This window comes from Marinobacter sp. C7, assembly GCF_022343555.1.
In the GTDB taxonomy this organism is placed as follows: domain Bacteria; phylum Pseudomonadota; class Gammaproteobacteria; order Pseudomonadales; family Oleiphilaceae; genus Marinobacter.
Genome location: NZ_JAKQZH010000001.1, coordinates 898245 through 917608, shown reverse-complemented (window position 1 = coordinate 917608; position 19364 = coordinate 898245). Strand labels below are relative to the sequence as shown.

At 59.5% G+C, this 19364-nt stretch carries 19 protein-coding genes; 11 read left to right on the top strand and 8 right to left on the bottom strand.

Annotated features, from left to right (window positions below; genetic code table 11):
• The first annotated feature begins 134 nt into the window (after positions 1–134).
• Complete coding sequence (locus tag MD273_RS04320) at positions 135–515, top strand: DUF6316 family protein (RefSeq protein WP_239036539.1); 381 nt, start codon at positions 135–137, stop codon at positions 513–515.
• Between the two features lie 7 nt (positions 516–522).
• Here the strand turns inward: MD273_RS04320 and MD273_RS04315 are convergent, their stop codons facing one another.
• The 4 genes from MD273_RS04315 to MD273_RS04300 form a co-directional block, all read right to left on the bottom strand.
• Positions 523–885, bottom strand: a complete 363-nt coding sequence (locus MD273_RS04315) for a DUF4870 family protein (RefSeq protein ID WP_239036538.1) — start codon at positions 883–885, stop codon at positions 523–525.
• 151 nt (positions 886–1036) lie between these two features.
• Complete coding sequence (locus tag MD273_RS04310; RefSeq protein ID WP_239036537.1) at positions 1037–3067, bottom strand: PhoX family protein; 2031 nt, start codon at positions 3065–3067, stop codon at positions 1037–1039.
• Positions 3068–3222: 155 nt separating this feature from the next.
• On the bottom strand, positions 3223–3525 hold the full coding sequence (locus MD273_RS04305) for a hypothetical protein (RefSeq protein ID WP_239036536.1): 303 nt from the start codon (positions 3523–3525) through the stop codon (positions 3223–3225).
• 90 nt (positions 3526–3615) lie between these two features.
• On the bottom strand, positions 3616–3873 hold the full coding sequence (locus MD273_RS04300) for a hypothetical protein (protein WP_239036535.1): 258 nt from the start codon (positions 3871–3873) through the stop codon (positions 3616–3618).
• 200 nt (positions 3874–4073) lie between these two features.
• Between MD273_RS04300 and MD273_RS04295 the strand changes: the two genes are divergently transcribed.
• Positions 4074–5342: an alkane 1-monooxygenase gene (locus MD273_RS04295; protein ID WP_239036534.1), complete on the top strand. Its 1269-nt coding sequence runs from the start codon at positions 4074–4076 to the stop codon at positions 5340–5342.
• Positions 5343–5485: 143 nt separating this feature from the next.
• Here the strand turns inward: MD273_RS04295 and MD273_RS04290 are convergent, their stop codons facing one another.
• Complete coding sequence (locus MD273_RS04290; protein ID WP_239036533.1) at positions 5486–6265, bottom strand: crotonase/enoyl-CoA hydratase family protein; 780 nt, start codon at positions 6263–6265, stop codon at positions 5486–5488.
• Entirely contained in the window at positions 6265–8070 is a 1806-nt protein-coding gene (locus tag MD273_RS04285) for an acyl-CoA dehydrogenase (RefSeq protein ID WP_239036532.1), read from the bottom strand. The genes MD273_RS04290 and MD273_RS04285 overlap by 1 nt, the downstream gene beginning before the upstream one ends.
• Positions 8071–8219: 149 nt before the next feature.
• On the opposite strand from MD273_RS04285, the gene MD273_RS04280 reads away from it, so the two are divergent.
• Positions 8220–9212: a GlxA family transcriptional regulator gene (locus MD273_RS04280; RefSeq protein WP_239036531.1), complete on the top strand. Its 993-nt coding sequence runs from the start codon at positions 8220–8222 to the stop codon at positions 9210–9212.
• 118 nt (positions 9213–9330) lie between these two features.
• Positions 9331–9495 (top strand): hypothetical protein, encoded by a 165-nt coding sequence (locus MD273_RS04275; protein ID WP_239036530.1) that lies wholly within the window; start codon positions 9331–9333, stop codon positions 9493–9495.
• Between the two features lie 18 nt (positions 9496–9513).
• Here MD273_RS04275 and MD273_RS04270 read toward each other — a convergent pair whose 3' ends face one another.
• On the bottom strand, positions 9514–10533 hold the full coding sequence (locus MD273_RS04270) for a CNNM domain-containing protein (protein WP_239036529.1): 1020 nt from the start codon (positions 10531–10533) through the stop codon (positions 9514–9516).
• A complete protein-coding gene (locus MD273_RS04265) occupies positions 10530–12584 on the bottom strand; it encodes an NADPH-dependent 2,4-dienoyl-CoA reductase (RefSeq protein WP_239036528.1) in 2055 nt (684 codons plus the stop codon). Before MD273_RS04265 ends, MD273_RS04270 begins: the two co-directional genes overlap by 4 nt.
• 349 nt (positions 12585–12933) lie before the next feature.
• Between MD273_RS04265 and MD273_RS04260 the strand changes: the two genes are divergently transcribed.
• From MD273_RS04260 to ppnP, 7 genes are all read left to right on the top strand, one after another.
• The gene (locus MD273_RS04260; protein WP_239036527.1) at positions 12934–15735 is read left to right on the top strand and encodes a monovalent cation/H+ antiporter subunit A; all 2802 of its coding nucleotides are present in this window, start codon (positions 12934–12936) and stop codon (positions 15733–15735) included.
• Positions 15735–16106 (top strand): Na+/H+ antiporter subunit C, encoded by a 372-nt coding sequence (locus MD273_RS04255; RefSeq protein WP_239036526.1) that lies wholly within the window; start codon positions 15735–15737, stop codon positions 16104–16106. The genes MD273_RS04260 and MD273_RS04255 overlap by 1 nt, the downstream gene beginning before the upstream one ends.
• The gene (locus tag MD273_RS04250) at positions 16103–17620 is read left to right on the top strand and encodes a monovalent cation/H+ antiporter subunit D (RefSeq protein ID WP_239036525.1); all 1518 of its coding nucleotides are present in this window, start codon (positions 16103–16105) and stop codon (positions 17618–17620) included. Before MD273_RS04255 ends, MD273_RS04250 begins: the two co-directional genes overlap by 4 nt.
• The gene (locus MD273_RS04245) at positions 17620–18108 is read left to right on the top strand and encodes a Na+/H+ antiporter subunit E (RefSeq protein ID WP_239036524.1); all 489 of its coding nucleotides are present in this window, start codon (positions 17620–17622) and stop codon (positions 18106–18108) included. The genes MD273_RS04250 and MD273_RS04245 overlap by 1 nt, the downstream gene beginning before the upstream one ends.
• Positions 18105–18374, top strand: a complete 270-nt coding sequence (locus MD273_RS04240; RefSeq protein ID WP_113862974.1) for a K+/H+ antiporter subunit F — start codon at positions 18105–18107, stop codon at positions 18372–18374. The genes MD273_RS04245 and MD273_RS04240 overlap by 4 nt, the downstream gene beginning before the upstream one ends.
• A gap of 9 nt (positions 18375–18383) precedes the next feature.
• Complete coding sequence (locus MD273_RS04235; RefSeq protein ID WP_239036523.1) at positions 18384–18716, top strand: Na+/H+ antiporter subunit G; 333 nt, start codon at positions 18384–18386, stop codon at positions 18714–18716.
• Positions 18717–18930: 214 nt separating this feature from the next.
• On the top strand, positions 18931–19212 hold the full coding sequence (ppnP, locus tag MD273_RS04230; RefSeq protein WP_092001367.1) for a pyrimidine/purine nucleoside phosphorylase: 282 nt from the start codon (positions 18931–18933) through the stop codon (positions 19210–19212).
• The last annotated feature ends 152 nt before the right edge of the window (positions 19213–19364 follow it).

Genomic DNA, 19364 nt, shown 5'->3' with positions numbered 1-19364 from the left:
CGGACTTTTGCCCCGTTTTCCTATTGGCACTACGACTTTTTTGTGAACTGCATCACATATCACTTCGAAAGCTGATATATTTTGCTCCGTGCTAGTCCGAGCAGCGCGACCGATGGGAAAACGAGAGAACCAGAATGATCAGAAAGGGACTGAAGCGCCTTTCAAAGCAGGCAAGGGAAACCGAGAGAGGCGGGAATATTGTCGAATCTGTTGCGGAAGATCCCGGTCGTATTGAGGATGGGCCAGTAAAAAGCAACCGCTTCCTGAAAACACCGGATGGCTGGTTTGTGCGAACGCGAGAGGCCAGGGACCTGGGCCCGTTCGATTCGGAGGCAGAGGCCCGCGTCGCTCTGGACGATTACCTGAAGTGCCACGGCGACAAACATTCCCTGCGCCGCTACCAGCCGCTACAGATACACGGCATGCAGATTCACGACGAGGAGAGCTGCAAAAAACAGCATTGTGCCCTGTGCGCCGAAATCCGCTACTGGGCCCGTTCGGGCCAGACCGGCTGATCCGGAATCAGACCACCTTACCTTCATTCAGGGCCAGCGCCCCTTTCACAATCCGGTAGATGATCCAGATGGAGATCCCCAGCAGGATGAGCCACCCAATGATCAGGGGAGTGGTCACTATACCGATCACCGTCCAGAGCAAGCCGATCCAGAATGTGCGGATCTGCCAGCGGAAGTGACGTTCGATCCAGGTATTGCGGACATCGTCCAGCTTCACGTAATTGATAATCACGCCCACCAGACCGGTAATCCCGCCCAGAAAGAACGAGAGCGCCTGAAGGATGTAAACGGCCACGGCCAGATTCCGCCCGGAGTCGGAGCGACGCTGCACGGGATCGTCGTTTGCGGGGATGTATTCCGGATCAGGCAAGATCATTACTCCTTCAAGTCGGTTTATCAGAAGTCTAACACAGCCTTTCCCGGTGCCGGGGCGCGGTTTTCGCGGACTGGCAACATAAAAAAAGCCGGCCCCGATGGTCCGGGGCCGGCCTTTCGGTCAGCCTTTTGCTGACCTGGTGCGATCAGGCGCCGATCACACCACCGTCGTCACGGGTAACGATGACGGTTGCATCACGGGGACGCGGGTCGGAGGAATCCGGCCAGTGACCATCCGGGTGCTGTATGTTGACGAACATGGTCCTGACGTCCGGCGTGGTGACGACACCGGTCACCTCACAACCGACCGGGCCGACAAAGAACCGCTTGATTTCACGGGTCTCCGGATTGGCCGCCAGCATCATGTTGTTCTGATACGGAGCCGCATCGGAACCATCGGTCTGGATCCAGAGGCGACCGTTGTAGTCGAACCACAGGCCATCCGGACTGTTGAAGATATTGTCGTCATCCAGTGTTACCACAGCCTCACCATCCACGACTGTCTCGGTGCCCTGCTCTCCGGCAAACACGAAGATGTCCCACTCGAAAGACGTCGCGGCGTGGTCATTGCCCGCCTCCTTCCAGCGGATAATGTGGCCAGTCCTGTTTTCAACAATCGGGTTGGCCGCATTCGTGTCATCGTAACCTTCCCTGCCACGGCTGGAGTTGTTGGTGAGCGTGAAATAGACCTCACCGCTGTTGGGATCAACCGCCCCCCACTCCGGGCGATCCATGGTGGTGGCACCGGCAATATCCGCCGCCAGACGTGTATTCACCAGCACGTCCGCCTGATTTTCAAAGCCATCAAACGCGATATCACCGACGGTGGTACCGGTTGCAGCGGTGACCTTGGCGGCAAAGTCCGCATCATCCAGATCCAGCGGCAGCCACTCACCGGAGCCGTCATCGTTGAACCTGGCCACGTAAAGAGTGCCTTCGTCCAGAAGATAGCCACCGGCCGTTGCCGCATAATACGGCTTGGAAGACACAAACTTGTAGATGTATTCGAAACGGGAATCGTCACCCGAGTAGCACACCACGGGCTGACCTTCCTTCGCTGGCGCAAAGATCACACCCTCGTGGCCAAAACGGCCCAGCGCTGTCCGCTTCTGGGGGGTGCTTTCCGGGTTGAACGGGTCAATCTCGACCATGTAGCCGTAGGTGTTGGCTTCGTTCCGGTAGTCATCGGTGGCCGTGCCTGCGCCCGGTGTCACATCAAACCGCACGTAGGCGTCGGCCCGGTTATCGGCCAGCTCCCAGTCATAGCGGGAGGTGTTATCAACACCGTGGCGAACCTGCTCCCGGGGACGCACTTCCGCACTGGTTCTGAAATAACCGTGCCAGTTCTCCTCAGCAGCCAGATAAGTGCCCCAGGGTGTCGGCCCCATGGAACAGTTATTCAGGGTTCCCCGAGTGCGGTTGCCATTGGGGCTGAATCTGGTGAACAGCTTGTGATAGCCACGGGCCGGACCGCGGATTTCCATCTCGGTGCCGCCGGTGATTCGCCGGTTGAACGGGCTGCCAAAGACGATGTCCCAGATACCGTTGGCGTCCTGTTTGATATGAACGACAGACACACCGTGGGCGGCGATCTCCTTGCGCACTTCGTCGGACGGACGCATTCCGTCGACATAGGTCGCGCCGTTAGCGTGCAGGGCGCCCTGATTGATGTACTCATGGTTCATGACCAGCAGGCCCTCGGTGGAACTGTTGCCACCGGCCTTCAGGTCGATCGGGAAGAAGTGCATGCCGTCGTGGTGCATGCCTATCTGCTGCTCCTGGTCGGCGCCGGTATTGGTGCCATCCGGACGGTACTCCGGGTAAGAACCCGTAATCGGGGTACCCCAGGGCAGGAACGCCGTTGCTGAATACCCTTCGGGAACGACGGCCTGGTTGGCGGTCGAAACCGGGATAGCCTTGAAACCGAGTTCCGTGCTCACAGCATCGGCACCGGTATCACTGGAGGTTCCCGTCGAATCGCCATCGCTGTCACCACCACAGCCGGCCAGACCGAGGCCCATCACACTGGCCAGTGCAGCGCCCACAGTGCCCTTCATTACGGACCGGCGCTGCATGCGCGCAGCCAGCACCTGGTGGAACGGGGTGTTTTCGGAATGGTTGACTACCGGCTCGTAGTTCGGGTCCAGGTAGTTCGGGTCAAGATCGTGCTTGGCCATTTCTTGCCTCTCTCACAACTGTCAGGGTCGATGTTTTGGAGAGGCCAGTTTCGGTGGGAAATGTGACAGGAAAGGAACTGTTTGACGACAATTCTGTGACCGTTCATTGACAGCCATCGGCCAGCCTCCCTCCAGGAAGGCTGGCCCCGAGGCAATCACTGCTGGGTTGTTTCCTCGTAACCCTCTTCTACTGCCTCTGCAGTTTCCTCTGCAGCATCGCTGACTTCATCGCCAACTTCTTCGGCGGTGTCCTTGGTTTCTTCCCAGGCGCTGTCAGTCTGGCCTGTGGCTTCTTCATAGGTGTCCTGGGCGGACTCGCCCGCCTCTTCCACCATATCACCGGCGTTGTCGGCTGCCTGTTCGATGTCGACCCCCTGGTTCGTCTCCTCTTCCGAACTGCAGGCAACCAGACCGAGAGACGTAGCCAGAGCCATAGCCACGAGCATTTGCTTTTTCATAACGCTTCCTCCGTTAAAGATGATTCGCAACGGGCTGGAGATTACGCGCAGGGCGACTGAAAACACAATTACCCGGGCATTACCCTTTGGTTAGCGACAACTTACGGTAGGGAACCTGCCATCGATGGTAATGACATGATCCACGCCTACCAGCTCTCCCCGGCCAAGGAGAATGAAGTCCTTTCCGGCACGGCTGAATACTTCCCGGATGATGTCGTGGGCAATGCGGATCTGGCCGGCTCCATCACGATAGACAACTTCCGCCATTCTGCCTGAGGTCAGGTATTCCCGGAGCATATCCTGAACGGACCAATGGGCGACGGCGCCCTGGGTATCTTGAGGTGTCATTCCTGATTCATCCCTGTCGCTCTTTTCGGCCGAGCTGCTTGTTGTTGTTTGCTCAAAGTTTGGTTCAGTTACCGCAAATTCGCCACTGCCTCTTCGCTTGTCATTTCACGCCAACGCATCAGAACCGCCAGACAACTGTTGAATTGCCAGATTGTCCGACATAAATTGAATAAAACAGCAAACAAGACGGAGATCCGGATATGAATGCCAAGGTCAATGACGCGGTACAGAACCACGACGGCAAGGACACTTCCGCTCAGGAGGGCAAGGACTGGAAAGACCCCAAGCGCTATATGTGGCTCCTCGGCCCCGCCCTGCCCGGCATCGGTCTGGCGGCCCTGACGGGATACGCGATTGCACCGAAGAGGCTCAAGGCGCTGGCCTGGACGGGCCCGGCCCTGGTGCATGGAATCATCCCGGCCCTCGACCGGGCCATCGGTGAGGATAAGAGCAATCCTCCGGAAGCGGCGGTCAAGCCTCTCGAGCAGGACAAATACTACGACCGGATCGTCAAGGCTTTTATTCCTACCCAGTACGCCATGACCTTCATGGGCGCCTGGCTGGCCAGCCGCAAGAAAACACCCATTGACGACAAGATCGGCCTGACCCTGACAGTCGGCGCCATCAACGGTGTGGGCATTAACACCGCCCATGAGCTGGGCCACAAATCGAACAGGCTGAACAAGCTTTTGGCCATGGCTGCACTCGCCCCGACCGGTTACACGCACTTTGTGGTGGAACACAACTTCGGGCACCACAAGCGGGTGGCCACACCGGAGGATCCTGCCAGCAGCCGGATGGGTGAAAGCTTCTGGAAGTTCCTGCCCCGGACGGTAATTGGTGGCATCAAGTCGTCGGTCAAGATCGAGAAGGCGCGCCTCGCACGCAAAGGCAAGAGTTTCTGGAGTCTCGACAACGAACTGCTACAGGGCTGGGCCATGAGTGCCGGATTCTTTGGTGCCACCACGCTGGTCTGCGGTCCCCGTGCGGTTCCCTTCCTGGCGGCCCAGGCGGTATACGGTGCCAGCCTGCTGGAGAGCGTGAATTACATCGAGCACTATGGCCTGCTGCGGCAGAAGGACAAGAACGGCAAGTATGAGCGGACCAGGCCGGAGCACAGCTGGAACAGCAACCACATTGTGACCAACCTGTTCCTGTATCAGCTGCAGCGGCATTCCGATCACCACGCTCATCCGACCCGGAGTTTCCAGGCCCTGCGTCACTTCGAGAAGGCGCCGCAGTTGCCGGGGGGCTACGCGTCGATGCTGTTACCGGCTTACATTCCAGGCTGGTGGTATGAGGAGATGGACAAGCGGGTCATCGATCACTACGAGGGTGATCTGAGCAAGATCAACTGGGATCCGGACCGGAAAGAGGAGCTGATGGCCAAGTATGCGGATTATGCTGCCAAGGTGGCGGCTGAAGCCAAGGAGCGGAAAGCGTCCGCCTCTGATTCCGAGGCTGCGTAGCCTGGAAGTTGGGTGCCGGCGGCCAGGCGCCCCATCCTTCCGAAACACGCCCGCAAGTACGCCTCTGTAGGGCTCGTCTGTGGCCATCCATGGCCACAGACGGTTTCGAAAGGAGGGGGCGCCCTCCCGCTTAGACCTCGAAGTTATCTTCCTTTAAAAACAGCCTCACGCCTTTCGAGAAACGACTGAATTCCCTCCTTTACATCCTCGCTGGCCATGACCGGCTGCAACTCCGGAAACAATTGCTGCTTCGCTATTTCCTGCCCTTGGCTTACAGCCGTTTTTGAAGACTTCAAACTGCCCTGAACACCCAGTGGCGCAGCTTTGGCAATTTTCTCAGCGATTTCCAGGGCCTTGTTGAACTGCTCGCCGGGCTCCACCAGCTCCTGGATCAGGCCCCACTGGTAAGCCTGGTCTGCGCTCCATTCGTCACCGGTCAGCAGGTACCGCTGGGCATTGCCCCAGCCAATCTCGCGCTGTAACCGGATGGTGGCGCCGCCGCAGGCGAAGATACCGCGTTTGACTTCCAGCTGGGCGAAGCGGGTGCCTTTGGCGGCCACGCGAACGTCGGTGTTGAGCATCATTTCTACGCCACAGGTGAAGCAGATGCCCTGGGCGGCGAATACGACCGGCTTGGTCAGGCCATCGCCGGTAATGTGAAACGGATCGAGTTCACCCTCGCCCGGTTCGATGCCTTTGCCGTTCGCGAAAACGCCGGCCCAGTCGTCCAGCTGCAGGCCGCTTGTGAAGTGGTCACCTTCGGCGTACATCAATCCGACTCTCAGTTCGGGGTCATGCTGGAGCTGGTAATAGGCGGCGGCAATTTCGTGGTACATGGCCCGGTTCATGGCGTTCATTTTTTCCGGGCGGTTAAGGCCGATCAGCAGGATGTGGCCCTGTTTCTCTACTTTGACCAAAGCCATCAGAACCACTCCGATTTCATGTTCAGGCAGGTGTCATCCTGGTTACGGAGCAGTACCAGATCCTGGGCAACCGTGGGCAGTTCCCAGTGGAAGAAGTACTGGGCAGCCTGCAGCTTGCCGTTGTAGAAGTTCTGTTCGTCCTCCGTGGCAGCGCTTTCCAGGGCTTTCGCTGCGGCGTTGGCCTGGCGCAGCCACATCCAGGCCACGGTAATGTGCCCGAACAGGTGCAGATAGCAGGACGCATTGGCCAGGACGTTATCCGGGTTGCCACCGCCCATCAGCGCCTTACCCAGGCTCTGGGTGACTTTGACCGCCTGCTGCAGGGTCTCGCTCAGGGAAAGCGCCCACTGCTGGCATCGGTTTGTGGTGGCAGCTTCAAGGTCCGTCTGCATTTCCTGCATCAGCAGTTGCAGGCCGTGACTCTGGTCCTGCCAGATCTTGCGGCCGAGCAGATCCAGGGCCTGGATGCCGTTGGTGCCCTCGTGGATGGGATTGAGGCGGTTGTCCCGCCAGCATTGCTCCACCGGGTATTCCCGGGTGTAGCCGGCGCCCCCGTAGACCTGGATCGCGAGGTCGTTGGCTTTGGGACCATATTCGGAGGGCCAGGCTTTCATCACCGGAGTCAGCAGGTCGAGCAGCCTACCCGCTTCCAGCCGCTTCTGTTCATCCGGGTGAGTGTTGTGATCGTCCACCAGGCGGGCACCATAGAGGCACAGGGCCAGACCACCCTCACTGTAGGCTTTCTGCGCCAGAAGCATGCGCCGAACATCGGCGTGTTCGATGATGGGCACCTGCTGGCTTTCCGGGTTCTTTTCGGAAGGTTTGCGGCCCTGAAGGCGGTCCCTGGCGTATTCGAGACTGTGCATGTAACCCCGGTAGCCGATGACCGCTGCGCCGAATCCCACACCCAGGCGGGCCTCGTTCATCATCTGGAACATGTATTTGAGTCCCTGGTGGGGCTCGCCGACCAGGTAGCCGTGGCAGGGGGCGTCGTCGCCGAAGCTCAGCGCCGTGGAGGTGGTGCCGCGATAGCCGAGCTTGTGAATCAGACCGGCGAGGCTGACGCCATTGCGTTCCCCCGGATTGCCCTCGGCATCCACCCGGAACTTGGGCACGATAAACAGTGAGATACCCTTGACGCCGGCCGGTGCCCCTTTGATCTTCGCCAGGACCATGTGAACGATGTTGTCAGTGATGGACTGCTCGCCGCCGGAGATGTAGATCTTGGCCCCCTTGATCAGGTAGTGCCCTTCGTCCGTCGGACTGGCGGAAGTGCGGATGTCTGCCAGGCTGGATCCGGCATGGGGCTCGGTCAGGGCCATGGTGCCGGAGAAGCGTCCGGAGAGCATGTTTGGCAGATAGGTGCTTTGCTGCTGTTCGTTACCGAAGATGCGAATCAGATTGGCAGCTGCAGTGGTGAGGAAGGGGTAACCGGCGGTGCCAGGGTTGGCGGCGGTGAAGAAGCCGTTGCAGGCAGCCATGACGGATTCGGGCAACTGCATGCCACCGAGCTCGTAATCGTAGCGGCCGGCAATAAAACCGGCTTCGGCGTAGGCATCAAAGGCCTGTTTGACCTGGGGCAGCATTTTGACCTGGCCGTCTTCGAACCGGGGCTCGTCTTTGTCGGCAGCGCTGTTGTGGGTGGCGAACTGTTCCCGGGCCATCTTGTCGGCGGTTTCGATGACGGCATCAAAGGTGTCTTTGTTGTGTTCGCTGAAGCGCTCGCGGGTGATCAGGGATCCGGTGTCGAGTACTTCGTAGAGTTGAAATGCCAGGTCTCGGCGGTCAATCAGGGTGTCGGTCATTCTTGGTCTCCTGTTTATTGCTGCCTAGATTCGCATAACCGGCGGTTGTGTTGGAACCGGCATATCTGACATATTCTTGGTAAATACCGCCAAATTTGATTTTACCTGCCCGGGCCTTCACCCGCCGACCCCCTACTCCGGAGGCTGTAATGCAGAGCGTTTCTGTTATCGGTTTTGATGGCGCCCTGGCCAGTGCCGTAACCGGGATTATTGATCTTTTCCGCCTGGCCGGCGTGACCTGGGCTCGGATTCACGACGATCAACCTCACCACTATTTCGGAACCCGCCTGCTCACAGAAAACGGCAAGCCCTGCAAATGCATCAACGGGCTCACCCTGTATAGCGACGGTGCCTGGAACGATCCGTCATCACTTGTTGGGGACGATCTGCTCATCATCCCTACCATTGGAGCCCCCATCGAGAAAGTGCTGGCCGATAACCCGGGGTTGATTGCATGGCTCGCCCAGTTTCGCGAGAGGGAATACGGCGCGGTCAATCTTGCCAGCAATTGCACCGGCGCATTCTTCCTGGCTGAAGCCGGGCTTCTGGAGGGACGGGAGGCGACGACGCATTGGGGCTTCAGTCAGAAGTTCCGGGAACGGTACCCGGGCGTGCGCCTGGATCCTGAGAAGCTGGTGACGGTGGATGGGCCGGTGGCCTGTGCGGGCGGCGGAATGGCCTGGTGGGATCTGGGGGTGTATCTGGTGGAGCGTTTTGCCGGTGCGCAGGTGGCCCGGGAACTGGCCAAGGCGTTTGTGATTGATGCGGGCAGGACGAGCCAGGCACCCTACGGGGCGTTGCAAGCCCGGCGTTATCACTCGGATGCAGCTATTCTGAAATTACAGGACTGGCTCGACGGGCATTTTCATCAAATGATCAAAATGGAGCATATGGCCAGGCAGGCGGGGTTGAGCGAACGGTCGCTCATGCGCCGTTTCAAGGCGGCAACGGGGGAAACGCCAGTCACCTATCTGCAGATTCTGCGTATCGAGAATGCGAGGGAACTGCTGGAGGCTTCCCGGGAAACGGTGGACAGCGTGGTGCGGCGTGTCGGTTACGAGGATGTCAGCTCCTTCAGCCGGCTGTTCCGTAAACACACCGGCCTGCCACCCGGTTCCTACCGGGCGAGGTTCGGGCGTTAGAGGGGGCCGGGCTGTAACATTTGGCCCGGGTTATGCATCTATATCTTGTAAAGGCCGTTTGGCCGCGAGCAACGTAAAGATAATTGACACAGGTGTTCACGTGGGGAGGTAGTTTTCCATGAACGCACCAGCAAAACAGAGCCAGGCAGATGTTCTCAACCGGCTCTACGATATGAAGCAGAGACAGTTGGCCCGGGCACTGCAACAGGGAAACCCCTTGCGTTGCCAGGTACTTGAAGCCGAAGCCGAAGCCATTTTTACGGCGCTGAAAGCTATTCGCTGACACCGGCCCTGAACAAGGTCAGGCGCCCATTTTCCGAAGCCGCCGGCTCCAACGCTGCTTGGCATACCGGCGGAGATTCGAGACGTTGTCGGTTTCGTCCATGATCTCGGTGCCCAAAAGTGTCTCCAATATGTCCTCCAGCGTCACTATTCCCAGCCAGGTCCCCAGCTCGTCATACACAATCGCGATATGCTGACGCTCCCGGAGCATGTCGGAAAACACATATTCGATGTTGGTATTACCCTTGACCCGTTTGATTGTGCGCAGATGCTCCATCAGATCCGCATCGTCCGATAACGCAATAAGGTCGGAGCGGTGCAGATAACCCAGGGCCTCCCCGTCTTCATCAATCACCGGGTAACGGGAGAACGGTGATTTCCTGACCTGTTCCCGAAACTGCTCGGTTGTGATGGCCGGATCGACATACTTGCATACCGTCCGTGGTGTCATAACGGAGCTGACTTTGATTTCGTGGAACCGCAGGACATTGTGGATCATCCGCCGTTCGTCCTCGTCCAGCGCCTGCTGATCCCTGCCGATCTCCGCCAGGGCACTGATCTCGGCCCGGACATCGGTGTCTGCATCGCCGGATGCGATGCGGCGGGTGACCTGTTTGGACAGCCAGATGAACGGTAACAGGGCCTTGATCATGAAACCCAGAATGGCCGGTAACCAAGGCGCAATGCTCCGCCAGTACTTGGCCCCGATGGTCTTGGGAATAATCTCTGAAAAGATCAGGATGGCCAGGGTCATCACGGCCGAGGCAATACCGAGCCAGGCCTCCCCGAACACCACGGTTACCTGGGCACCAACGCCAGTTGCGCCCACCGTATGGGCTACGGTGTTCAGCGTCAGGATCGCAGACAGGGGGTCATCCACGTCGTCCTTCAGTTTACGCAACCGCGCGAACAGCTCCGGTTTCTCTTTTTTGATGGACGCAATGTAGCTCGGCGTCACGGAGAGCAGAGCAGCTTCCAGAATGGAGCACAAAAACGAGAAGCCTATCGAGAGTACTGCGAAGGCAATAAGTAATGTCATAGTTGAGCTGCGACTTCCGTTCCCTGCCGGATGGCTCGTTTTGCGTCCAGTTCCTCGGCAACGTCTGCGCCACCGATCAGATGTGTCTTCACACCAGAGGCCGACAGCTGGTCAAAAAGTTCCCGATACGGTTCCTGGCCCGCACAAATTACTACGTTATCTACGGCCAATACTTTGCTTCCGGTCACTTTGCCATCCTTGTCGGTGAGGGAAATGTGCAGCCCCTGGTCGTCAATGCGCTCGTATCGACAGCCCCGCAACATTTCCACGTCCCGGTGTTTCAGGCTGCTCCGGTGGACCCAACCTGAGGTCTTGCCGAGGCCACCGCCCACTTTACCGGTCTTCCGCTGCATCAAATAGACCTTGCGGGGTGACGGCGTCGGTTTGCGCTCCGCCAGGCCGCCGGGCCCCTCAAACCCGGGGTTAACGCCCCACTCCGCCTGCCAGTCGGCGACAGCTACCTGCTCGCCTTCGGGATGATGGCTGAAGTCATGGGTCAGAAACTCGCTGACATCAAAGCCGATGCCGCCGGCGCCGATGACCGCCACGGTTTCGCCCACCGGCCTGTTATCTCGAAGCACGTCGAGGTAACCAAGCACCTTGGGATGGTCGATGCCCTCAATATTGGGCGTTCGCGGCTTCACGCCGGTGGCGATTACCACGTCATCGAAACCCTGCTGCACCAGAGCGTCTGCATCGACGCGCGTTCCAAGCTTCAGGTCAATGTCCAGAAGCTCGATCTGGCGCTGGTAGTAGCGCAGGGTCTCGTAAAATTCCTCTTTGCCCGGAATGCGCTTTGCGTAATTGAACTGGCCGCCAATCCGGTCATCCGCCTCGAACAAGGTGACCTTATGACCACGTTTCGCAGCCGTCGTCGCCGCTGCCAGGCCGGCGGGGCCTGCGCCCACCACACCAACCCGGCGAACCACGGGCGCCACCGTCAAAACCAGTTCGGTCTCGTGACACGCCCGCGGATTCACCAGGCAGGAGGCCCGTTTGGCCTGGAACACGTGGTCCAGGCAGGCCTGGTTACAGGCGATGCAGGTGTTGATCTCGTCGCTACGCCCCTGCTCGGCCTTGCGCACAAACTCGCTGTCCGCCAGCAGGGGCCGGGCCATGGAAACCATGTCCGCCTTGCCGGCGGCAAGAATCTCTTCGCCTTTCTCAGGCGTGTTGATGCGGTTGGTGGTACACACCGGGATATCCACCTCACCATAAAACTTGGCGGTGACATCGGCGAAACCACCGCGCGGCACCGAAGTGACGATCGTGGGTACCCGCGCTTCGTGCCAGCCAATGCCGGTGTTTATGATGGTGGCGCCCGCCTGCTCAATGGCCTTGCCGAGCGTGACGATCTGATCCCAGGTCTGCCCGCCCTCAACCAGGTCGAGCATGGACAGCCGATAGATAATGATGAATTCCGGCCCCACCTCCTCGCGTATGCGCCGGACAATTTCCACGGGCAGGCGCATGCGATTCTCGTAGGGACCGCCCCACTTATCCGTCCGCTTGTTGGTGCGCTCACACAGGAACTGGTTGATGAAATAGCCCTCGGAACCCATGACCTCAACGCCGTCATAACCTGCAAACTTTGCCAGCTTTGCCGCATTGACGAAGTCGTCGATCTGGCGTTCAACCCCCTTTGTGGAAAGCGCACGGGCCTTGAAGGGACTGATCGGTGCCTTGGTTGCAGAGGCCGAAACGATCAGCGGCTGATAGCCGTAACGACCCGCATGCAACAACTGGAGGCAGATCTTCCCACCGGCCTCATGAACCGCGCCGGTAACGTGCCGATGCAGGAATGCCGTGGCCCGGTTGTTCATGGTTGAGGACAGCGGCGCCAGCTGTCCGGCCAGATTGGGCGAGAACCCACCTGTGACCATGAGCCCCACCCCACCCTCGGCCCGCTCGGCGAAATACCGTGCGAACTTGTGGATGTTCCAGAAACGGTCCTCAAGGCCTGTATGCATGGATCCCATCAGCACCCGGTTCTTGAGTTCGGTAAAGCCTAGATCAAGAGGTTTCAGAAGGTTCGGATAAATGTTGCTCATGGGACCCTCGAATGAAATATTTATGGCGAGTATACACTTGATCAATGGCAAGTTGACTTGACCTTCCAGACGGGCCACGTATCATCGAAACCCAAGTTTGACTGACGGAGCAACCAATGACCGAAAGGTCCTTCGGCTGCAAACAGACCATTCGCCCGCCCGTAACGGCTGATATCGCCCGCCATCGCGGTCGTCTACCCTATTTCCCGGATCCGCCCTTCATCTGATCCCGGGCTTCCGGCGTAACCCTGCTGCCCTTATGCCATGCAGGACGCGTATCCGGAGGCTAGACTTCTGCACACACGCCTTTTTCCATACGTAGAAGAAAAATACCGATAACGAGGTTGCGATGTCGCTACCGCTGGTTGTTTTACTGCCTTTCCTGGGGGCGATCGCCGCGCCCCTGTTCGCCCAGGGAGGGCGAACGGCAATTGCCATTGCCTCTTCCGTTCCGGCCCTGGTTGCACTGGCCGCCCTTTACCCGAACTGGCAGGTGTTGGCCGACGGTGGCTACGTTCTGTTCCATCAGGAGTGGTTACCAGCACTGGGCATTTCACTCAGTTTTCGCCTGGATGGCCTGGCACTGCTGTTTGCCTTGCTGATCCTGATCATCGGGCTGCTGATCATCCTGTACGCCCGCTATTACCTGAAGCCCAAGGAGAACATCGCCAAGTTCTACGCGCTGCTCCTTTGCTTCAAGGGCTCCATGCTTGGCATCGTGATGTCCAGCAACCTGCTGCTGATGCTGATTTTCTGGGAGCTGACCAGCCTGGTGTCGTTTCTGTTGATCAGTTACTGGACCCACAAGCAGGATGCCCGCCGCGGGGCACGGATGGCCCTGGCGGTTACCGGGGGCGGTGGTCTGGCACTGCTGGCCGGCATCCTGATCATTGGCAACATCGTCGGCAGTTTCGAGCTCGACGACGTTCTCGCCGCCGGCGACCAGATCAAGGCCCATGCCATGTATCCGGTGGCCCTGACGCTGGTGCTGCTGGGTGCCTTTACCAAATCTGCCCAGTTCCCGTTCCACTTCTGGCTGCCCCACGCCATGCAGGCGCCGACGCCGGTATCTGCCTACCTGCACTCGGCCACAATGGTGAAAGCCGGCGTGTTCCTGATGGCACGGCTGTATCCGGCACTGGCGGGTACCGAGCAGTGGTTCTACATGGTGAGCTTCACCGGGATGGCGACGCTGCTGCTCGGTGCCTACGTGGCCATGTTCAAGCACGATCTCAAGGGCCTGCTGGCCTACTCCACCGTCAGCCATCTGGGCCTGATCACCCTGCTGTTTGGCATGGGCACGCAACTGGCGGCGGTCGCGGCGGTCTTCCACGTGATCAACCACGCCACGTTCAAGGCCTCGTTGTTCATGGCGGCCGGCATCATCGACCATGAGACCGGCACCCGGGACATGCGCAGGATTAACGGCCTCTGGCGCTACATGCCCCACACCGCAACACTGGCCATGGTGGCGGCATCGTCGATGGCGGGTGTGCCGCTGCTGAACGGCTTCCTGAGCAAGGAGATGTTCTTTGCCGAATCCCTGGAACTGAACCTGCCGGGTCTCTGGGCGTGGCTGCCACCGATTGTGGCCACCCTGGCGGGAATCTTCGCGGTGGCCTATTCCGCCCGTTTCATCCATGACGTCTTCTTCAATGGCAAACCGGTGGACCTTCCCGTGTATCCGCCCCACGAACCACCCCGCTACATGAAGATCCCGGTGGAAATCCTGGTGTTTGCCTGTGTGATGGTGGGGATGTTTCCGGCCATCTCGGTCGGCCCGCTGTTGTATTCCGCGGCCTCTGCCACCCTTGGCGGCGACGTGCCGGACTACAAGCTCGCCGTGGTCCATGGCCTGAACCTGCCCCTGCTGATGAGTTTTGTGGCGTTCTTCGGGGGCTTGCTGATGTACACCCAACGCCAGCGCTTCTTCGATTTCCATGCCCGGTTCAAGGAGATCGACGAGAAAGCGGTGTTCGAAGCAGTGGTGTCACGGATTGGGAACTTCTCGCACGACCTGACCGCCCGCATCGAGAACGGTTCCCTGCAACGCTACGCCCTGTTGCTGGTGCTGAGTGTTATCGCCGTGGCGGCAGCGCCGCTGATGAATGTCGGTATTTTTGTGGGTGAACTGGGCCTGAGTCCCGTTGACCTGCCCACCATGATCGCAGCGGGCGTACTGATCGTTTGTGCCCTGTTGACAGCCTTCCTGCACCGGGAGCGTTTCTACGCCCTCGTGTTACTCAGTGTGGTCGGCCTGATCGTGGCGCTTGCCTTCGCCCGCTTCTCGGCGCCGGACCTGGCCATGACCCAGCTGTCTGTGGAGGTGGTCACCATCGTGCTTCTTATGCTGGCACTGTTCTACATGCCGTCCTGGACCCCACTGGAGAGCTCCCGTGGCCAGCGGAGCCGCGACGCCATTATCGCCCTGGTTGCCGGTGTCGGTATGACGCTGGTCACCCTGGCCATGCTGACCCGGCCATTCAGCTCGATTTCCGACTTCTTCCTGGATAACAGTAAATCCGGCGGGGGCGGCACCAACGTGGTGAACGTGATTCTGGTGGACTTCCGGGGCTTCGATACCCTCGGCGAGATCACGGTTCTGGCGATTGCCGCCCTGGGCATTTACGCGATGCTGAAGAATACCGCCCTGACCCCGCCACCGGGCGATGGCATGGGCCATCCGTGGACCCGGGACGCCCATCCGATGATGCTCAAACAGATTGCCCGCCCCATGTTGCCGTTGGCACTGATGGTCTCGGCATTCATTTTCCTCCGGGGGCATAACCTGCCGGGCGGAGGCTTCATCGCCGGGCTGATTACCTCGGTGGCTCTGATTCTCCAGTACATTGCCAGCGGCATGGTCTGGACCCAGGAACGGATCGGCATCAAGTACCACAACGTGATCGGTCTGGGCCTTCTTTTTGCAATCATCGCCGGGGCCGGCAGTCTGGCCTTCAGCTATCCGTTCCTCACCTCCACCTTTGGCTACATCACTTGGCCGGTGGTGGGCAAATTCGAGGTGGCGTCCGCTCTGGTATTTGACCTGGGTGTCTACCTGACCGTCATCGGGGCCACATTGCTGGCGCTGGTCAGCATTGGCCGGCTGTCGCCCCACTCCGCCATCAAGCCCAAGAAGGAGGGTGCATAATGGAGCTCGTCTTCGCGCTGGTCATCGGCGCCCTGACCTCCTCGGGCGTGTATCTGTTGCTTCGGGCCCGGACGTTTCCGGTGGTGGTCGGGCTGACGCTCATCTCCTACGGCGTCAACCTGTTCCTGTTTTCCAGTGGGCGCCTGGCCACCGGCGGCCAGCCCATCCTTGGCAGCACGGAGAACTACTCCGACCCCCTGCCCCAGGCCCTGGTGCTTACCGCGATCGTAATCGGCTTTGCCATGACCGCCTTTGTGGTTGTGCTGTCCCTGAGGAACCTAGCGGATAATGACGACGATCATGTAGACGGCCGTCAGGGAGAACGACCGAAAAAGCCGGAGCAGAAGAACGAGGAGGAACGCAGTCAATGAACCAGTGGCTCATCGCTCCGATTCTGATCCCCCTGCTCGGTGGTGTCCTGCAGGCTTTCATGGGCTATGCCCCGATCAGCCTGCGGCGGACCCTGGCTCTTGGCACCACGGTGCTGCTCCTGGTGTCCAGCATCGTGCTGCTCATGATGGCCAACGACGGCAGTTACCGCCTCTATGCGTTCGGCAACTGGCAGCCTCCGTTCGGTATCGTCCTGGTGCTGGACCGGCTGGCCGCGCTGATGCTGGTCATGACTGCCGTTCTCGCCCTGTTCGCTCACCTGTTCTCCATCGGCGGTGCGGACGAGGGCAACCGGCAGTTCCATGGCCTGTTCCTGTTCCAGCTGATGGGCCTGAACATCGCCTTCCTGACCGGCGACCTGTTCAACCTGTTTGTGGCGTTCGAGGTTCTCCTGATCGCCTCCTACGGCCTGTTGATGCACGGCGGCGGTACCGCCCGCACGGTTCCCGGCCTGCATTACGTGGTGCTCAACCTGGTGGGCTCGGCGGTGTTCCTGATCAGTGTCGGAATGATCTACAGCGTCACCGGTACGCTCAACATGGCGGACCTCGCGATCCGGGTGCTGCTGCTCAGCGGTGAGGAACTGGAACTGGTGAAGGCCGGCGGCATGATGCTGCTGGTGGTGTTCGCCCTGAAAGCCGCACTCCTGCCGCTGTGCTTCTGGCTGCCCAGAGCCTACGCGCGGGCCACCGCACCGGTCGCAGCCCTGTTTGCGGTCATGACCAAGGTGGGCATCTACGCCATCCTGCGGGTATACCTGCTGGTGTTCGGCGACGATGCCGGAGCGCTCGCCAACCTGGGCATGAACTGGCTGTTCCCGCTGGCGCTGATTACCCTGATCATGGGCGTGGTTGGTGCGCTCGGCGCCCAAAGTCTCAAGACCCTGGTCGCCTGGCAGGTGATTATCTCGGTAGGCACCCTGTTGGCACCCATTGCCCTGGGTTCCGAGGGAGGCATCTCCGCAGCACTGTTCTACCTGCTCAGCACCACCTGGACCGTTGCCGGACTCTTCCTGGTAGCGGAACTGGTGTCCAGTCAGCGCGGCAGCGCGACGGACAAGATCGTTACCGCGCCGCGCATGCGAAACCGGACGCTGCTGAGTGTGCTGTTCCTCGTTGGCGCGGTGGCTGCAGCGGGCCTGCCTCCCCTGAGTGGTTTCTTTGCCAAGCTCCTGATCCTCAACTCGGTGACCTCCGGCCCCGAAATGGCCTGGCTGTGGTCAGTGCTACTGATTGGCAGCTTCTTCACGGTCATCGCCTATAGCCGTGCCGGCAGCATTGTCTTCTGGCGAACCGTTGACGGACATATCGAGGAGCCCAAGCCCCTCGGAGGGAACCTGCGCGCCGCAACCGGCGCCCTGATTGGACTGAGCCTTGTTATCGTGGCGCTGGCCGGACCCATCAATGAATACACGGACGCGACCGCAGCCCAGCTGCAGAACCGCGCGGCCTACCTGGAAATCCTGCAGATGCCGATGGTCGGGGAGGAGGACTGATGCTTGACCGACTGAGTTTTCCCCAGCCCTGGCTCAGCCTGATCCTGTTTGTCACCTGGCAGTTCCTGAGTGACGGCATCAGTGGCGGCAGTGTGGTCCTTGGCCTGCTCCTGGCATGGGCCATCCCGCAACTGACCCAGGGGTTCTGGCCGGAACGACCGTCGTTCATGAGGTTCTGGCTGATGCCCCGGTACCTGGCGCGGGTGATCAAAGACATCATCGTCGCCAGCTTCCAGGTAGCCGCGCTGATTCTCAGCCCCCGACAGCCCCGGCCAGCCTTTGTCTGCTACCCACTGGAACTGGAGCACCCCCTGGCCATTTCCATCCTGGCGAGCACCATTTCCCTGACCCCCGGTACCGTCAGCGTCGATGTGAGTGACGACCAGCGCCTGTTGCTGGTCCACGCCCTGGATGCAGAAAATGACCAGCAGGTGATTGATGCCATCCGTACCCGCTACGAACAGCCTCTGCTGGAGATGTTCAAATGATCACTATCGCCCTGTACATCACCATCGCCATGGTTACCCTGGCAGCCCTGCTCAACGTGTACCGTCTGATCAAGGGCCCGGATGCGCCGGACCGGGTTCTAGCACTGGACACCCTCTACATCAATGCAATCGCACTGATCATCCTGCTGGGTATCACCCTGGGCACCCGTATGTATCTTGAGTCGGCCCTGCTGATCGCGGTCATGGGCTTTGTGGGTACCGTCGCCATGGCCAAGTACCTCAAGCGCGGTAGCGTGATCGAATAGGAGAGCCCCATGAACCCGTTTGCCGAATATGTCATTGCCTTCCTGCTACTGCTCGGTGGCGCCTTCACCCTGATCGGCGCCATTGGCCTTGCCCGCCTGCCGGACTTCTTCACCCGCCTGCATGGCCCCACCAAGGCCACCACCCTGGGCGTGGGTGCGATCATGCTCAGCTCGGTGATCTATTTCACCGCCCGCGGGGAAGGCATTGGCATCTCTGAAGTGCTGATCACCGTATTCCTGTTCATGACCGCTCCGGTGAGCGCCAACATTCTGGCCAAAGCGGCCATGCACATCGGGGTTAACACCATGGAGGGGACCGAGGGCAAGCCCTGGGAGCAGTGATTGAAAAGGGGGGTCCGATCAAGATGGGGTCTGATGAAAGCTTTCATCAGACCCCTGGGCCTGTGACTCCCACGGAGCTGGGCGAAAAACCGGGGTCAGATGAAAGCTTTCATCTGACCCCCGCTTCACGCCGGCCCCGGTCTCAAAAATGTCATTGGAGTTGTACCGTTTTGCCGTATAGTAGTCGCCCCAATCCATTTCAGGAGGCCAGCGTATGCTTAAAGTAAACGAGTATTTCGACGGCAAAGCCAAGTCCATCGCCTTTCAGACAGCCACTCTGCCGGCCACGGTTGGTGTGATCAGCCCGGGCGAGTACGAGTTCGGTACCACCAAGAAGGAAACCATGACGGTGATCAGCGGAGCCTTGACCGTACTGCTGCCGGGTATGGAAGAGTGGATGACCTACGGCGCGGGCGAAAGCTTTGACGTAGCCGGACAGGCCAGCTTCAAAGCGAAAGCGGATATTGACACCGCCTACCTTTGCACCTATCAGTAACACCCGGATTCGCAGAGCGTACCCGGGGCAGCAAAAACGATCCGTACGTTCTGCATTTTTTTCCCGTTAAGCGGTTCCCGTTCCTCCCAAACTGTGTCAGATTTATCTTTCTCATCGTAATAACAAGCACAAGCAGAGAAAGAGGAACACAA

Bases quoted from the DNA above. Each gene is read 5' to 3' on its own strand.
- MD273_RS04275 (WP_239036530.1), top strand. From the start codon at position 9,331: ATGAACGCACCAGCAAAACAGAGCCAGGCAGATGTTCTCAACCGGCTC.
- MD273_RS04290 (WP_239036533.1), bottom strand. From the start codon at position 6,265: ATGGCTTTGGTCAAAGTAGAGAAACAGGGCCACATCCTGCTGATCGGC.
- MD273_RS04255 (WP_239036526.1), top strand. From the start codon at position 15,735: ATGGAGCTCGTCTTCGCGCTGGTCATCGGCGCCCTGACCTCCTCGGGC.
- MD273_RS04235 (WP_239036523.1), top strand. From the start codon at position 18,384: ATGAACCCGTTTGCCGAATATGTCATTGCCTTCCTGCTACTGCTCGGT.
- MD273_RS04245 (WP_239036524.1), top strand. From the start codon at position 17,620: ATGCTTGACCGACTGAGTTTTCCCCAGCCCTGGCTCAGCCTGATCCTG.
- MD273_RS04320 (WP_239036539.1), top strand. From the start codon at position 135: ATGATCAGAAAGGGACTGAAGCGCCTTTCAAAGCAGGCAAGGGAAACC.
- MD273_RS04285 (WP_239036532.1), bottom strand. From the start codon at position 8,070: ATGACCGACACCCTGATTGACCGCCGAGACCTGGCATTTCAACTCTAC.
- MD273_RS04295 (WP_239036534.1), top strand. From the start codon at position 4,074: ATGAATGCCAAGGTCAATGACGCGGTACAGAACCACGACGGCAAGGAC.
- MD273_RS04250 (WP_239036525.1), top strand. From the start codon at position 16,103: ATGAACCAGTGGCTCATCGCTCCGATTCTGATCCCCCTGCTCGGTGGT.
- MD273_RS04265 (WP_239036528.1), bottom strand. From the start codon at position 12,584: ATGAGCAACATTTATCCGAACCTTCTGAAACCTCTTGATCTAGGCTTT.
- MD273_RS04300 (WP_239036535.1), bottom strand. From the start codon at position 3,873: ATGACACCTCAAGATACCCAGGGCGCCGTCGCCCATTGGTCCGTTCAG.
- MD273_RS04260 (WP_239036527.1), top strand. From the start codon at position 12,934: ATGTCGCTACCGCTGGTTGTTTTACTGCCTTTCCTGGGGGCGATCGCC.
- MD273_RS04310 (WP_239036537.1), bottom strand. From the start codon at position 3,067: ATGGCCAAGCACGATCTTGACCCGAACTACCTGGACCCGAACTACGAG.
- MD273_RS04280 (WP_239036531.1), top strand. From the start codon at position 8,220: ATGCAGAGCGTTTCTGTTATCGGTTTTGATGGCGCCCTGGCCAGTGCC.
- MD273_RS04305 (WP_239036536.1), bottom strand. From the start codon at position 3,525: ATGAAAAAGCAAATGCTCGTGGCTATGGCTCTGGCTACGTCTCTCGGT.
- ppnP (WP_092001367.1), top strand. From the start codon at position 18,931: ATGCTTAAAGTAAACGAGTATTTCGACGGCAAAGCCAAGTCCATCGCC.
- MD273_RS04240 (WP_113862974.1), top strand. From the start codon at position 18,105: ATGATCACTATCGCCCTGTACATCACCATCGCCATGGTTACCCTGGCA.
- MD273_RS04270 (WP_239036529.1), bottom strand. From the start codon at position 10,533: ATGACATTACTTATTGCCTTCGCAGTACTCTCGATAGGCTTCTCGTTT.